This is a genomic window from Glutamicibacter uratoxydans, from assembly GCF_006539925.1.
In the GTDB taxonomy this organism is placed as follows: domain Bacteria; phylum Actinomycetota; class Actinomycetes; order Actinomycetales; family Micrococcaceae; genus Glutamicibacter; species Glutamicibacter uratoxydans.
On sequence record NZ_BJNY01000004.1, the window covers coordinates 183,346 to 197,133 of the forward strand.

Consider the following 13,788-nt stretch of genomic DNA (forward strand, 5'->3'; position numbering starts at 1 on the left):
GGCGCTTGTGCTGAATCTCGTAGTGCTGGCAGCCTCCGGCACATATTCTGCTTACTAGAAACATTGCCGTTCTTCTATGGGCGGCTCACTGTACTGAGAGGAAAAGCTGGTGGACGTTACCTACCGCATTGAACAGAAGCGCAAGATCGAAGGCCCATTCCCAGGTCCAAAGTCGCAGGAACTGTCGGCCCGCCGCGCCAAGTCCGTGGCAGCCGGCGTCGCCTCGACCCTGCCTGTCTACGCTGCAGATGTTGACGGCGGCATCATCGTCGACGTCGACGGCAACCAGCTGATCGATCTTGGCTCCGGCATTGCGGTGACCACCGTCGGCGCCTCCAACCAGGCAGTGGCTAAGGCAGTGGCCGAGCAGGCGCAGCGCTTCACCCACACCTGCTTCATGGTTGCTCCTTACGAGAACTACATCGAGCTGGCTGAGAAGCTTGCCACCATCACCCCGGGCGATTTCGAGAAGCGCGCAGTCTTCTTCAACTCCGGCGCTGAAGCAGTAGAAAACGCCATCAAGGTAGCCCGCATCGCCACTGGTCGCCAGGCAGTCGTTGCCTTCGACCACGCCTACCATGGCCGCACCAACCTGACCATGGGCCTGACCGCGAAGGCAGCCCCATACAAGCGCGGCTTCGGCCCACTGGCACCGGAGATCTACCGCATGCCAATGAGCTACCCATTCCGCGAAGAGAACCCGAACATCTCCGGCAAGGAAGCTGCAGAGCGCGCCATCCTGGCCATGGAGAAGCAGATCGGCGGCGACCAGATTGCCGCGATCATCATCGAGCCAATCCAGGGCGAGGGCGGCTTCATCGTCCCAGCTGCCGGCTTCCTGCCGCGCATCGCTGAATGGGCCAAGGAAAACGGCATCGTCTTCGTCGCCGACGAAGTTCAGGCTGGCTTCGCCCGCTCCGGCGCATGGTTCGCTTCGGACATCGAAGAGATCGAGCCGGACATCATCACCCTGGCCAAGGGCATCGCCGGCGGCATGCCGCTGTCGGGCATCATCGGCCGCGCCGAACTGCTTGACTCGGTCCACGGCGGCGGCCTGGGCGGCACCTACGGTGGCAACCCTGTTGCCGTTGCAGCTGCACTTGAGTCCATCAAGTTCATGGAGGAGCAGGATCTTGCAGGCCGCGCCCGCGAGATCGAAGAGCAGTTCTTCACCCGCTTCACCGCCCTGCAGAAGGAAATCCCAGCACTGGGCGATGTCCGCGGACGCGGCGCAATGATCGCACTGGAATTCGTCAAGGCTGGCGGCCTGGAGCCGGATGCCGACGTCACCAAGGCCATCGCGACCGAGTGCCTGGCCAACGGCGTGCTGATCCTGACCTGTGGCACCTACGGCAACGTAGTGCGCCTGCTGCCTCCGCTGGTCATCGGCGACGAGTTGCTGGGCGAAGCATTCGACGTACTGGAAGCTGCCATCCGCAAGCACGCTGCCTAACTAAGCCGGTGCAGCGCCGCCGGGGCCCTGCCCGGCGGCGCCACCTAAAAAGCGTCCGGGGCATCGAAGTTCACCTTCGATGCCCCGGACGCTTCTTTTCGTCTTCGGCTGCCCTAGATCAGCTTCTTGGGCTCGGGAAGGCTGCCCGCCTTCGGCGCACGCAGCATGTCTGCCAGGACGAAGAGCACAGCAACCCAAACCAGGCCAAATCCGATCCAGCGTTCAGGCGGCATCTGCTCGCCGAAGGCCAAGAGGCCCAGGATGAACTGGATCAGCGGAGCAAGGAACTGCAGCGAGCCGAGGGTGCTCAGCGGCAGGCGGCGGGCGGCTCCGCCGAAAAGCAGTAGCGGCACCGCAGTGATGATGCCGCTGGCAGCCAGCAGCAGCACTACGCCGAAGTTCTCCGCACCGGCCAGCGCAGAGTTCTGCTGCGCTGCGAGCCAGCCGATGAACAGGGCGGAGAATGGAGCAAGCAGCAGTGTCTCCATGGTCAGCGTCCCCAACGCCGTTCCGCTCTGGCCCACCTTGTTCTTCACGAGGCCGTAGAAGCCAAAGGAGAACGCCAGCCCCAGTGAAATCCACGGAACCCGGCCCAAGCCGACAGTCAGCACTACAACGGCGATGGCGGCAAAGCCGACTGCCACCCACTGCAGGGTGCGCAGCTTCTCCTTGAGCACCACCACACCCAGCAAGATCGCCACTATGGGATTGATGAAGTAGCCCAAGGAGGCTTCAAGCACGTGCCCGGTAAGCACCGCCACCGCGTAGAGAATCCAGTTCGCGGCGATTAGGGCACTGGCGAGCGCCAACTGGCCCACAGTTTTCCCATCCCTGAACATTGCCAGGAATTGGCGCATCTGCTTGGTGATGAACAGCAGAAGAACGCAGAACACCAGGGAGAAGACCACGCGCACTGCCACGAATTCGAAGGCAGAGATCATGGGCAGCATCAGGAAGTAGACGGGCAGCAGTCCCCAGATCAAGTACGCTGAAGCACCTTGAAGTAAGCCGTAGCTATGCTCGGAACGGATAGGAGTCACGGTGGTGCTTGCGCTCATGTAGTCGGTACGCTTTCAAGTGATTTCTATGATGTCGGATTTCTTATTTTCATCCAATAAGAAGTTCAGGCCACAACGTACAACACCTATAGGCACGCAATATTCCCGAATGAATTGTTCTCCGGATGATTGTGATGTTCCGCGCAACTGGAACCAGCAACGCAAACCATGCGTTGATTAGACTAGAGATACGCCGATAGTGATGAATTCGGCTTCTAGTCGTAGGGGAGAACGTCAACGTGCACGGACATAACAATGGGCTTAAAACAGCATTCCTGCTCGGAGGAATGTTTGCGCTGCTGCTGGCCTTGGGTTCGCTGATAGCCTCAGGCACCCGCAACCCGACATTCATTTGGGTCTTTGCGTTGATCGGTGTGGGAACCACCGCCTATGGCTACTGGAACAGTGACAAGCTCGCCCTGCGCTCCATGCGCGCCTACCCGGTTTCCGAAGCCGAGCAGCCAGCGATGTACCGCATTGTGCGCGAGCTGTCGATGAATGCCCAGCAGCCGATGCCGCGGCTCTATGTTTCGCCCACCGCATCGCCCAACGCCTTTGCCACCGGGCGCAATCCGCAGAACGCCGCAGTGTGCTGCACCGAAGGCATCCTGCAGCTGCTCAATGAGCGTGAACTGCGCGGCGTTCTTGGCCATGAGCTCATGCACGTCTACAACCGGGATATCCTCACTTCCTCGGTGGCAGCGGCAATCGCCGGCGTCATCACCTCGGTCGCGCAGTTCCTGATGTTCTTCGGCGGCGGCAGCAGCAATGGGGAGAACCGCAACGTCAATCCCATCGCGCTCATTGCCCTGTCCCTGCTGGCTCCGCTGGCTGCCTCGATCATCCAGATGGCAGTCAGCCGCACCCGCGAGTACGACGCGGATGAAGACGGAGCCAAGCTCACCGGTGACCCGTTGGCACTGGCCAGTGCACTGCGCCGGCTGGAATCCGGCATCAGCCAAGCACCGTTGGCTACCGACGACCAGAAGCTGGTCAACAGCTCGCACCTGATGATTGCCAATCCCTTTGGATCGCGCATGAAACAGATGTTCTCCACCCACCCGCCGATGGAAGACCGCATTGCCCGCCTGGAATCGATGGCCGGCGGCCGCCAGTACTAGGTCTCCGCTTAAAGAAGGAAGGAGAGGAGCTCAAGTGAGCTCCTCTCCTTCCTTTCTTTAACTGCCGCGGACAGCGCCTAGCGGTAGTTGATGAACTGCAGGTCGGCTTCTTCGAAGTCCTTGAGCAGCGCGATGATGCTCTGCAGGTCGTCGCGGGACTTGGAGGACACGCGCAGCTCGTCACCCTGGATGACGGACTTGACGCCCTTCGGGCCCTCGTCGCGGATCAGCTTATTGATCTTCTTGGCGACATCCTGTGCGATGCCTTCCTTGATGCTTGCCTCGATACGGTATTCCTTGCCCGAGGCGTAAGGCTCGCCGGCATCCAAAGACTTCAGCGAGATGTTGCGCTTGACCAGCTTGGACTGGAAGACATCCAGTACCGCCTTGACGCGCTCTTCCGAGTTGGCCTTTAGCAGGATCTTCTCGCCGCTGAAATCAATCTCGGCGCCGACGCCCTTGAAATCGTAGCGCTGCTGAATTTCCTTCTGCGCCTGGTGCAGCGCATTGGATACTTCCTGGCTGTCTACCTTGCTTACAACGTCAAAACTGGAATCGCTAGCCATGTGACTACTCCTTGTGAGAACGGTTCTGATTCGCATCCAAGATTACCGGTTTCGGGCCGTAAAAACGTGCTGTGATCAGGGTTACAGCAAAAAGAGCCCTTTCGATTTCCCATCGCCGAAAATCTCCTGTAGAGTTATTTCTCGTTCCGACAAGAACAAATGTTCTTGAAAGGGATCATCTCGGCAGATTACCCGAGTGGCCAAAGGGGGCTGACTGTAAATCAGCTGGCAACGCCTTCACTGGTTCGAATCCAGTATCTGCCACAAATAACTCCCAGATCGAAAGATCTGGGAGTTTTTTGATTTTCGGGGCATGTGAAAAAGTTGACCATGCCGATTTAGTGCCCGGCATCACCTTTCAAGGTTGCTGAATCGCACATTTCTACGTTTTCCTAGCTACTGTCCGCTACCGTGTAACCATGGCTACAAAAAATGTAAGCGAAAACGACTTCGCTCAGCTGATTGAAGAGAACGATATTGTCCTCGTAGATTTCTGGGCCGCCTGGTGCGGACCATGCCGCCAGTTCGCCCCGGTCTATGACCAGATTTCGGAAAAGTTCCCGGACGTGGTCTTTGCGAAGGTTGATACAGAAGCTGAACAGGGTCTTGCCCGCGCAGCGAATATTACTTCCATCCCGACCCTCATGGCATTCCGTGAAAAGGTTCTGGTGTTCTCGCAGGCAGGCGCACTGAACGCCGCCCAGCTTGAAGATCTGGTGAAGGCGGTCAAGGGCATCGACATGAGTGAGGTTCACGCACAGATCGCCCAGGAATCGGCGCAGACCGAATCCTAATCATTCTCTGAGCTTCGGGTTCTAGCGGCTGCGGTGGTCAAGCGGTGCGTAGCGGGGCCCGAAGCTTTGCTTCTTAATTCCTCCCAGCTGAAGCAGCCGCACCACACGCTGCCGGTGCGGCTGAAATGGGGCCAAGAGCTCAAGCATGGCGGCGTCGTTGACTCTGCGTCCGGCTAGCACCTGGCCGACGAAGCCTGCAAGGTGAAAATCGCCTACCGAAATCTGATTGGCCGAGCCATGAGAGCGCTGCAGCGTTTCGGCTACCGTCCACTGCCCAATTCCCGGCACTGACAACAGCGCCGCTTCCAAGGTCCCGGCGCCTCGTGCGCTGGGCTTTCTAGCATCTTCTGGCTGCTGGGCCCACCAGTCCAGGCTGTGCGCCACGGAAGCCACCTGGCGCAGGGTTCGTGCGCGCTGGGCATCGACGCGAGCAGCTTGCCATTCCCAGCGGGTGACCGAAGCGATTTCCTGCGCTCCCGGCGCAATAGCCAGGCCAAGCGGAGCCGGTCCCGGGGCAGCGCGTCCCTTATGCCTGATCAGCCAGCGCCAGGCATGATTCGCCTCGATGCCGGTCACCCGTTGTTCAAGTACTGCACCCAGCAGGTGATCGAAGATCCTATTGGTGCGGGGCAAAATCAGGTCAAGATTCTCGCTGCGCACCCGGCGCACCATTTCGGGCAGGCTCTGCGCAAAATCAGATGCATCGAAATCAGACCAATCGTCGCTGGCGCCCAGAAGATCAGGCGCATGCTCCACCGCCCACGAAGCGCCCGAGCCCCACGCTGAGATTGTTGCAGGCGAGTTAAGTGCTGATTTGCTGATCCGCAGCGACGCATCACCGAACGGGGTGGCGAAGGCAAGCCAGGCTTCGTTCGGCGCCAGCCGGATCGTCGGGTCCCCAAGCCCTCGCCGCAAAATCCCCAGCGACTTGGTCAAAGAAACTGGGCGCTGGGGGTCAAAGGTAGCCGAGGCATCCGGTGTAGCTGGCTGCAAAATCGCTCCTTTGTTTCCGTGCTCTTTCTTCAAAGGCTATCGCGAGGCGTATACCGTGATGTGGCGCTGCTCTAGTCCATGACGTAAAACTACGTACCGCAACGACATGTATGACAAGCGCCGGTAAAGTTCTTGACATGAAGTATGCGTCTACTGTTTTGGACCTGATCGGCAATACTCCGCTGGTCAAACTCAACCGCGTGACCGAAGGCATCAAGGCCACGGTGCTGGTGAAACTTGAGTACCTCAACCCGGGTGGATCCATCAAGGACCGCATCGCGTTGAAGATGGTAGAGCGGGCAGAAGCCAGCGGCGAACTGCGGCCCGGCGGCACCATCGTGGAGCCCACCAGCGGCAACACCGGTGTGGGACTTGCCCTGGTTGGCCAGATCAAGGGGTACGACACGATTTTTGTCACCCCTGACAAGGTGGGCGAGGAAAAGCGCGATGTACTGCGCGCCTATGGCGCCGAAGTCGTCGTCACCCCTACTGCCGTTGCCCCGGATTCTCCCGAGTCCTACTACGGCGTCTCCGACCGGCTGGTGACAGAGATCGACGGCGCCTACAAGCCCGACCAGTTCTCCAACCCCGGCGCACCGGACAGCCACTACGAGTCCACCGGTCCCGAGATCTGGAATGACACCGAAGGCAAGCTGACCCATGTGGTCATCAGCGCCGGCACCGGCGGCACCATTACCGGCACCGGCCGCTACCTCAAAGACATCTCCGCAGACCGCGCCTCGGGCCCGGTCAAGGTGATCGCGGCGGACCCTGACGGTTCGGTCTACTCCGGCGGCACCGGACGCCCCTACTTCGTCGAAGGTGTAGGCGAAGACATGTGGCCCGGCAACTACGACCCGACGGTCCCGGACCAGGTCGAAGCCGTCAATGATGCCGAATCCTTCGAGATGACCCGCCGTCTGGCTAAGGAAGAGGGCCTGCTGCTTGGAGGATCCTCCGGCATGGCTGTCACCGCTGCCCTGCGAATCGCCAAGGACCTGGGCGAAGACGACGTGGTAGTCGTCATCGCACCGGATGGCGGACGCGGCTACCTTGCCAAGATCTACAACGATGCCTGGATGCTCGACCAGGGCTTCACCGCAGCGGCTGACGCGCCGCTGTTGGGCATTGCGGCCCAGCTGGAAAGCGGCGCGGCCGCGCAGATCAGCCCAGAGCAGACCCTGTCCCAGGCCGCAGCGGCGCTGCGCGAGTCGGGCCGCGGCGCCTTGGTGATCGCCACCCGCGAGCTGCCGGCCCGCATCGGCGAGGTGCGCGGCGTGCTCAGTCCGCAGCTGCTGGCCGATGCGCTGCTGGCAGGCGCCGATCCGAACAGCACCCTGGCTGACCTGGACTGTCCGCCGCTGCAGCTTTTGGGCGTCGGCGACTCGGTGGAGCATGCCAGCGCCTTGCTGCGCGAACATTCCGCCGCCGTGCTGACCCAAGGCGGCGAAGTCATCGCCGCACTGACCCCCGCAGACCTTCTGGCTCACGCAAGCCGCTAACCACTTTCCAAAGGATTGAACAATGACTGAAAACGTCCAGGGCTCGAACACCCGTTTTGTCCACGCCGGCCAGGCATTCGAGCCGGTCACCGGCGCAGTGGTTCCACCGCTGCACTTCTCCACCACCTACGCGCCCGAGGCCATCGGCAAGCTGCGCAGCGGCTACGAGTACGGCCGCGGCGGCAACCCGACCCGCGACGCACTGCAGGAGCAGCTGGCGGCCGCTGAATTCGGCACCCACGCCTTCTCCTTCGGCTCGGGCCTGGCCGCAGAGGACTCTCTGATCCGCGCCATCCTGCGCCCGGGCGACCACATTGTGCTGGGCAACGACGCCTACGGCGGAACCTTCCGACTGATCGACCGCGTGCTCGGCGGCTGGGGCATCGGCAATACCCCGGTGAACATGAGCGACGAGGCGTCGCTGGCCGCCGCGATCGAGAAGAACAAGGCCAAGCTGGTGTGGGTAGAGACCCCGTCCAACCCGATGATGAAGATCACCGACATCGCCCGAGTTGCAGAGATCGCCCACGCAGCCGGCGCGCTGCTGGTGGTTGACAACACCTTCGCCAGCCCGTTCCTGCAGCAACCGCTGACCCTGGGCGCCGACATCGTAGTGCACTCCACCACCAAGTACATCGGCGGCCACTCGGACGTCGTGGGCGGTGCGGTGATCGTGAAGGACGATGAGCTGGCAGAGAAGATCGGCTTCATCCAGTTTGCCGTCGGCGCCGTGTCCGGCCCGATGGACGCCTTCTTGACCACCCGCGGCCTGAAGACCCTGGGGGTGCGCATGCGCACCCACTCGGAGAACGCCGCGAAGGTGGCGGCCTGGCTGCGCGACCGCAAGGAAGTCGAGCGCGTGCTGTACCCGGGATTCGAAGAGCACCCGGGCCACGAGATCGCCAAGAAGCAGATGAGCGGCTTCGGCGGCATGGTGTCGGTGCAGCTGGCAGGCGGCGAAGCAGCCGCCCGCAAGATCGCCGAAAGCACCCGACTGTTCACACTGGCCGAGTCGCTGGGCGGCATCGAGTCGCTGATGAACTACCCGTCGGAAATGACCCACGCATCGGTCAAGGGCACCGAGCTGGCAGTGCCGGTGAACCTGCTGCGCCTGTCGGTGGGCATCGAGGATTCGGCCGATCTGATTGAGGATCTGGAACGCGCCTTCGCTGGCCTGTAAAACCGCGTAAAAAGCAGGATGCCTGCCCCGCGAAAACTATCGCTGGGCAGGCATCCTGCGTTAATTGTGGGTCTTGCCGGCGGTCTACCGGCTGCGCCGCTTGCTGCGCGGCGGCTTGGGGGAGACCAGCTTGAAGTAGCGGTTGCTCGCCGGCAGCCACATCAGCACCACGCAGAACAGCACCAGGGCCGCCAGCAGCGAATAGCGGCCCATCCGCATCACCATCGGCAGGGCTGCAATCAGGCCGATCCAGGTCAGCTGGGTGCGGGCGGCGCGCTGGCCGCGGTAGAGCCGGTAGGCGAACACCCCGAAGACAGCCCCGGCGGCGAACATCATGATGCTCAAGGCGACGGAACCAAAATTCGCTCCGCCGAGCTTCGACTGCTCATAGAGCAGGAACGCGCCGAAGCCGATGAACAGGACGCCGGTGAGCAGCCACAGCATCTGGGAGATCTGCAGGGCACCGGGTGCTGGCTCGTCCGGGCGGCGCATCAATTCACGAATATTCACGGGTTTAAGCCTACTTGGCCCAGCGCGGTGCCGGATCTCACACAGCCCTGACACTGACAAACCAGCCCTACCTTCGATAGCATTGAGTGTTCGCGAACATCAGGGTATCCCTTGCATCTGGCCCAATATTTGAGGTTAGAGCCTTCTCGTGTTGTATTTCCGCAAAGTGTGTGCGGGTTTTTATGTCATAGGGGAGCGCTTGGTGAGCGTGACTTGTATCTGACTGTGTAGCCTTGCGTCCGTTCTTAGCGGGACGGCTAGGCCATCCCCTAACGAATGAGGTAAATCTTCGTGTCTTCTGACATGCCCGTAAACTCTACTGACGATAAGACCACCGAAGAACCAACGGTTGCGTTCAGCGACCTGGGCCTGGACGCACGCGTTCTGGCCGCACTGGCTGACCTGGGCTACGAAAAGCCATCGCCAATCCAGGCCGCCACCATCCCGCTGCTGCTTGAAGGCCGCGACGTCGTCGGCCTGGCGCAGACCGGTACCGGCAAGACTGCAGCTTTCGCACTTCCAGCACTGTCACGCATGGCCGAGCTCGCCGACCTGAACGGCCCGGCGCACACCCCGCAGATCCTGGTGCTGGCACCAACCCGCGAACTTGCACTGCAGGTTGCCGAAGCCTTCACCTCCTACGCCAAGTACCTGCCTGACTTCACCGTCCTGCCGGTCTACGGCGGTTCCCCATACGGTCCGCAGCTTGCAGGCCTGCGCCGCGGCGCACAGGTCGTCGTCGGCACCCCGGGCCGCGTCATCGACCACATCAACAAGGGCTCGCTGGACCTGTCCAACCTGCAGTACATGGTGCTGGACGAGGCTGACGAAATGCTGCGCATGGGCTTCGCTGAAGAGGTCGACAAGATCTTGGAAGCCACCCCGGAGGAGAAGCAGGTTGCCCTGTTCTCTGCCACCATGCCGCGCACCATCCGCCGCATTGCCTCCGAGTACCTGCGCGACCCGCAGGAAGTTGCTGTCAAGTCCAAGCAGACCACCGGCGCGAACATCACCCAGCGCTTCCTGCAGGTCATGGGCGCCCACAAGCTGGACGCAATGACCCGCATCCTCGAGTCCGAAGAGTTCGACGGCGTGATCGCGTTCGTCCGCACCAAGATGGCTACCGAGGACCTGACCGACAAGCTCAAGGCCCGCGGCTTCACCGCGGCTGCGATCAACGGCGACATCCCGCAGCAGCAGCGCGAGCGCACCGTGGAGAACCTGCGCTCGGGCAAGATCGACATCCTGGTTGCCACCGACGTGGCTGCCCGCGGCCTCGACGTGGAGCGCATCTCGCACGTCATCAACTACGACATCCCGCATGACACGGAGTCCTACGTGCACCGCATCGGCCGCACCGGCCGTGCAGGCCGCAAGGGCGACGCGATCCTGTTCATGACCCCGCGCGAGAAGTACCTGCTGCGCGCCATCGAAAAGGCTACCCGCCAGTCGGTGACCCAGATGCAGCTGCCTTCTCTGGATTCGGTCAACAACCGCCGCATCCAGAAGTTCACCGACCGCATCGATGCCACCATCACCGGCCAGGACCTGACCACCTTCCGTGAAATCGTCGAGGGCTTCGCAGCCCAGCACGAGGACCTGGACCACCTGGAAATCGCCGCCGCACTGGCAATGATGGCCCAGGGTGGACGTCCGCTACTGATGACCGAACCAGTCATCCCGCCGTCCAAGAAGGCCCGCATGGAGCGCGATCGCGATCGTGGAGAACGCGGCGACCGTGGCGATCGCGGCGAGCGTGGACCACGCCGCGGCAAGACCGCAGCCGAGGGCAACGCGATGTACCGCATCGCCGTTGGCCGCCGCAACCGCGTGCAGCCAGGCTCCATCGTTGGCGCACTGGCCAACGAGGGCGGCTTCAACTCCTCGGAAATCGGCGGCATCGAGATCCGTTCGGACCACACCCTGGTCGAACTGCCAGCAGAGCTGAGCAAGGACCAATGGCGTGCACTGTCCAAGACCCGCATCGGCGGCGAGCCAATCAACCTGGAGCTGGACTCCGGCCGCAAGCCGCACCGCGACGACGACTTCGAGCGCGGCGGCGACCGCGGTGACCGTGGTGGTTTCCGCGGCGGCCGCGGCGGCAGCTTCAACGACCGCAAGCGCTCGGGCGGTTTCCGCGATGAGCGCCGCGGCGGCGGCGACAAGCGCTTCGGCGGCGGCAGCCGCGGTGGACGCGACCGCTTCAGCGATTCGGGACGCCGCCGCGACTACTAAGCCGCAGCGCCCTTCCTAGCCTAGATAAACAACGCCCCTGGAACCTGTTTGAACAGGTTCCAGGGGCGTTGTGCGTGCCGGAGGAAGCTAAATGGTCGTAGTGCCGCCGACCGGGATCTGGGCTCCCACATAGACCTTGCCTCCGGAGGCGAGGAACTGGGCAGATTTCTGCGCCATGCCCACGATGGCCTCCTGGGCCTCGGCAGAGCCGAACTCGTTGCGGATGTCCTGGCTGATGCGCATTGAGCAGAACTTCGGCCCGCACATCGAGCAGAAATGCGCGGTCTTGGCGGGCTCCGCAGGCAGCGTCTCGTCGTGAAACTCCATGGCAGTGACAGGGTCCAGCGAGAGCGCAAACTGGTCATGCCAGCGGAACTCGAAGCGCGCCTTGCTCAGCGCATCGTCGCGCTCTTGGGCCAGCGGATGTCCCTTGGCCAGATCCGCCGCGTGGGCGGCGATCTTGTAGGTGATCACTCCGGTCTTCACATCGTCCTTGTTCGGCAGTCCAAGGTGCTCCTTGGGCGTCACATAGCAGAGCATCGCGGTGCCGTAGCGGGCGATCTCCGTGGCGCCGATGGCGCTGGTGATGTGGTCATAGCCCGGTGCGATATCCGTGACCAGCGGGCCCAGTGTGTAGAACGGCGCGCCCTCGCACAGTTCCTGCTGGCGTTCCACATTCTCGCGCACTAGGTGCAGCGGAATGTGTCCAGGGCCCTCCACCATGACCTGCACGTCGTACTTCCAAGCGCGCTTGGTCAGCTCCGCCAGGGTGTCCAGCTCAGCGAACTGCGCCGCGTCATTGGCGTCGGCAATTGACCCCGGACGCAGGCCGTCGCCCAGGGAGAAGGCAACGTCATACTGGGCGAAGATCTCGCACAGCTCGTCGAAGTGCGTATAGAGGAAGTTTTCCTCGTGGTGGGCCAGGCACCAGCCAGCCATGATGGATCCGCCGCGCGAGACGATGCCGGTGACGCGGTTTGCGGTCAGCGGCACGTAGCGCAATAGAACGCCTGCATGGATGGTCATGTAGTCTACGCCTTGCTCGCACTGCTCAATGACGGTGTCTCGGAAAATCTCCCAGGTCAGCTCGTTCGCTTCGCCGTTCACTTTCTCCAGCGCCTGGTAGATGGGCACCGTTCCGATGGGAACGGGGGAGTTGCGCAGGATCCACTCGCGGGTCGTGTGAATGTCATCGCCCGTGGACAGGTCCATGACGGTGTCTGCTCCCCAGAGGGTTGCCCACTGCATCTTGGCCACTTCCTCGGAGATTGAACTGGTGACTGCCGAGTTTCCAATGTTGGCGTTGATCTTGACCAGGAACTCGCGTCCGATGATCATCGGTTCGCTTTCCGGGTGGTTGATGTTTGCAGGGATGATGGCCCGACCTGCGGCCAGCTCGTCGACAACCTTCTGCACTTCGCAGCCTTCGCGGGCTGCGACGTAGCGCATTTCCTGGGTGATGATCCCCTGGCGTGCGTAGTGCATCTGGGTTACCCGTGCGCCATGGATTGCCTTGAGCGGGTTCGGCTTGCGCCCGGCCCACTCAGCGCTGGCTTCACCTCGTCTTGCCGCGGATTTACCATCATCGAGCAGGTTGCGTTCGCGTCCTTGGTATTCGAGAACGTCGTTGCGTTCACGGATCCAGGCTTCGCGGAATGGCGCCAAGCCCTTGACCGGGTCGCTGCCTGGACCGCTGGTGCGGTAGACATCTAATGGCCCGTTTTTTGTTCCGTCGGGCGAGTCAGCCAAGCTGATCCTCGTGACGGGGATTTCTACTGATCCCTGCTTTACAAAAGTTGCTTCGTGGGCAGGGTGCTGCTGAATTTCATTCATGTGAGAACTCACTTCCTTCGCCGGCATTACCCGGACAGGTTCAACGGTCTCGAACAGCACTAGTTCGATCTCAGCCCTTGCTAATGGACTCCCGTGTGGTCGCGATTACGCTAACACAGCCGATCAGGTGCTTGGCAAATCAGCTTTTGAACTGGGTGAAATATTTCGCCGAGAAAAAGTAAGGTCGTGTAGGGTGCTGAATTTTCTGCGCTTGCGGGCACTTGTGCCGAATTTGTGTGGGCAATAACAGGTATTGGATGGTGCCCATTCATCAGAATTAGATGGACAATTGCCTGGCGGAAAACATCGCAGTGATATCTCAAACTTGGATGCATGTTGTGGACACTGCGCATTGTGTCGGCGCGATTGGATCAATAAATGATTCTGCGCTCATGCTGCCCTGACCCGGGCACAAGCTGGCAATATTGGCATTTGTATTCTTGGCCCGTATTTGCACGAATTGAAATGTCTCAGACGCAAACTTATTGACGTCAAAGAAAACGAAAAGAGAGACAATCTGATCCAGATTGTCTCTCTTATTTC

12 protein-coding genes, 1 tRNA gene and 1 riboswitch are annotated in these 13,788 nt (G+C 61.3%); of the genes, 7 read left to right on the top strand and 6 right to left on the bottom strand.

Features of this window, described 5'->3' with window-relative positions; translation table 11 throughout:
- Nucleotides 1-109: 109 nt before the first annotated feature.
- Nucleotides 110-1,453 carry a 4-aminobutyrate--2-oxoglutarate transaminase gene (gabT, locus tag AUR04nite_RS04620; protein ID WP_141362410.1) on the top strand — a complete coding sequence of 448 codons (1,344 nt, stop codon included), beginning with the start codon at nucleotides 110-112 and terminating at the stop codon, nucleotides 1,451-1,453.
- A gap of 113 nt (nucleotides 1,454-1,566) precedes the next feature.
- Here the strand turns inward: gabT and rarD are convergent, their stop codons facing one another.
- Nucleotides 1,567-2,511, bottom strand: coding sequence for an EamA family transporter RarD (gene rarD / locus AUR04nite_RS04625; protein ID WP_141362412.1), 945 nt, complete (start codon nucleotides 2,509-2,511; stop codon nucleotides 1,567-1,569).
- Nucleotides 2,512-2,750: 239 nt separating this feature from the next.
- On the opposite strand from rarD, the gene htpX reads away from it, so the two are divergent.
- Nucleotides 2,751-3,632 (top strand): zinc metalloprotease HtpX, encoded by an 882-nt coding sequence (gene htpX, locus AUR04nite_RS04630; protein WP_141362414.1) that lies wholly within the window; start codon nucleotides 2,751-2,753, stop codon nucleotides 3,630-3,632.
- A 77-nt stretch (nucleotides 3,633-3,709) separates the two neighbouring features.
- Here htpX and AUR04nite_RS04635 read toward each other — a convergent pair whose 3' ends face one another.
- Complete coding sequence (locus AUR04nite_RS04635) at nucleotides 3,710-4,198, bottom strand: YajQ family cyclic di-GMP-binding protein (RefSeq protein WP_141362416.1); 489 nt, start codon at nucleotides 4,196-4,198, stop codon at nucleotides 3,710-3,712.
- Between the two features lie 182 nt (nucleotides 4,199-4,380).
- Between AUR04nite_RS04635 and AUR04nite_RS04640 the strand changes: the two genes are divergently transcribed.
- Nucleotides 4,381-4,462, top strand: a tRNA-Tyr gene (locus AUR04nite_RS04640).
- A 155-nt stretch (nucleotides 4,463-4,617) separates the two neighbouring features.
- A complete protein-coding gene (gene trxA / locus AUR04nite_RS04645) occupies nucleotides 4,618-4,992 on the top strand; it encodes a thioredoxin (protein WP_141362418.1) in 375 nt (124 codons plus the stop codon).
- Nucleotides 4,993-5,013: 21 nt separating this feature from the next.
- Here trxA and AUR04nite_RS04650 read toward each other — a convergent pair whose 3' ends face one another.
- The gene (locus AUR04nite_RS04650; RefSeq protein WP_141362420.1) at nucleotides 5,014-5,985 is read right to left on the bottom strand and encodes a DNA-3-methyladenine glycosylase family protein; all 972 of its coding nucleotides are present in this window, start codon (nucleotides 5,983-5,985) and stop codon (nucleotides 5,014-5,016) included.
- 137 nt (nucleotides 5,986-6,122) lie between these two features.
- Here AUR04nite_RS04650 and AUR04nite_RS04655 point away from each other — a divergent pair, with 137 nt between their 5' ends.
- Nucleotides 6,123-7,487, top strand: coding sequence for a cystathionine beta-synthase (locus tag AUR04nite_RS04655; RefSeq protein WP_141362422.1), 1,365 nt, complete (start codon nucleotides 6,123-6,125; stop codon nucleotides 7,485-7,487).
- Between the two features lie 22 nt (nucleotides 7,488-7,509).
- Entirely contained in the window at nucleotides 7,510-8,667 is a 1,158-nt protein-coding gene (locus tag AUR04nite_RS04660; RefSeq protein ID WP_141362424.1) for a cystathionine gamma-synthase, read from the top strand.
- 84 nt (nucleotides 8,668-8,751) lie between these two features.
- On the opposite strand, the gene AUR04nite_RS04665 is transcribed toward AUR04nite_RS04660, so the two are convergent.
- Nucleotides 8,752-9,177, bottom strand: coding sequence for a DUF1129 domain-containing protein (locus AUR04nite_RS04665; protein ID WP_141362426.1), 426 nt, complete (start codon nucleotides 9,175-9,177; stop codon nucleotides 8,752-8,754).
- A gap of 303 nt (nucleotides 9,178-9,480) precedes the next feature.
- Here AUR04nite_RS04665 and AUR04nite_RS04670 point away from each other — a divergent pair, with 303 nt between their 5' ends.
- The gene (locus AUR04nite_RS04670; RefSeq protein ID WP_141362428.1) at nucleotides 9,481-11,412 is read left to right on the top strand and encodes a DEAD/DEAH box helicase; all 1,932 of its coding nucleotides are present in this window, start codon (nucleotides 9,481-9,483) and stop codon (nucleotides 11,410-11,412) included.
- A gap of 87 nt (nucleotides 11,413-11,499) precedes the next feature.
- Here AUR04nite_RS04670 and thiC read toward each other — a convergent pair whose 3' ends face one another.
- Together thiC and AUR04nite_RS18100 are read right to left on the bottom strand one after the other, a co-directional pair.
- Nucleotides 11,500-13,245 (bottom strand): phosphomethylpyrimidine synthase ThiC, encoded by a 1,746-nt coding sequence (gene thiC, locus AUR04nite_RS04675; RefSeq protein ID WP_141362430.1) that lies wholly within the window; start codon nucleotides 13,243-13,245, stop codon nucleotides 11,500-11,502.
- A riboswitch (TPP riboswitch) is annotated at nucleotides 13,241-13,350 on the bottom strand. Its footprint overlaps the gene before it by 5 nt.
- 214 nt (nucleotides 13,351-13,564) lie before the next feature.
- On the bottom strand, nucleotides 13,565-13,788 hold a 224-nt coding region (locus tag AUR04nite_RS18100), incomplete at its 5' end, for a hypothetical protein (protein ID WP_218024634.1).

Coding starts and splice junctions, on each gene's coding strand:
- rarD (WP_141362412.1), bottom strand. CDS start 2,511: ATGAGCGCAAGCACCACCGTGACTCCTATCCGTTCCGAGCATAGCTAC.
- AUR04nite_RS04635 (WP_141362416.1), bottom strand. CDS start 4,198: ATGGCTAGCGATTCCAGTTTTGACGTTGTAAGCAAGGTAGACAGCCAG.
- thiC (WP_141362430.1), bottom strand. CDS start 13,245: ATGAATGAAATTCAGCAGCACCCTGCCCACGAAGCAACTTTTGTAAAG.
- AUR04nite_RS04660 (WP_141362424.1), top strand. CDS start 7,510: ATGACTGAAAACGTCCAGGGCTCGAACACCCGTTTTGTCCACGCCGGC.
- AUR04nite_RS04655 (WP_141362422.1), top strand. CDS start 6,123: ATGAAGTATGCGTCTACTGTTTTGGACCTGATCGGCAATACTCCGCTG.
- AUR04nite_RS04670 (WP_141362428.1), top strand. CDS start 9,481: ATGCCCGTAAACTCTACTGACGATAAGACCACCGAAGAACCAACGGTT.
- trxA (WP_141362418.1), top strand. CDS start 4,618: ATGGCTACAAAAAATGTAAGCGAAAACGACTTCGCTCAGCTGATTGAA.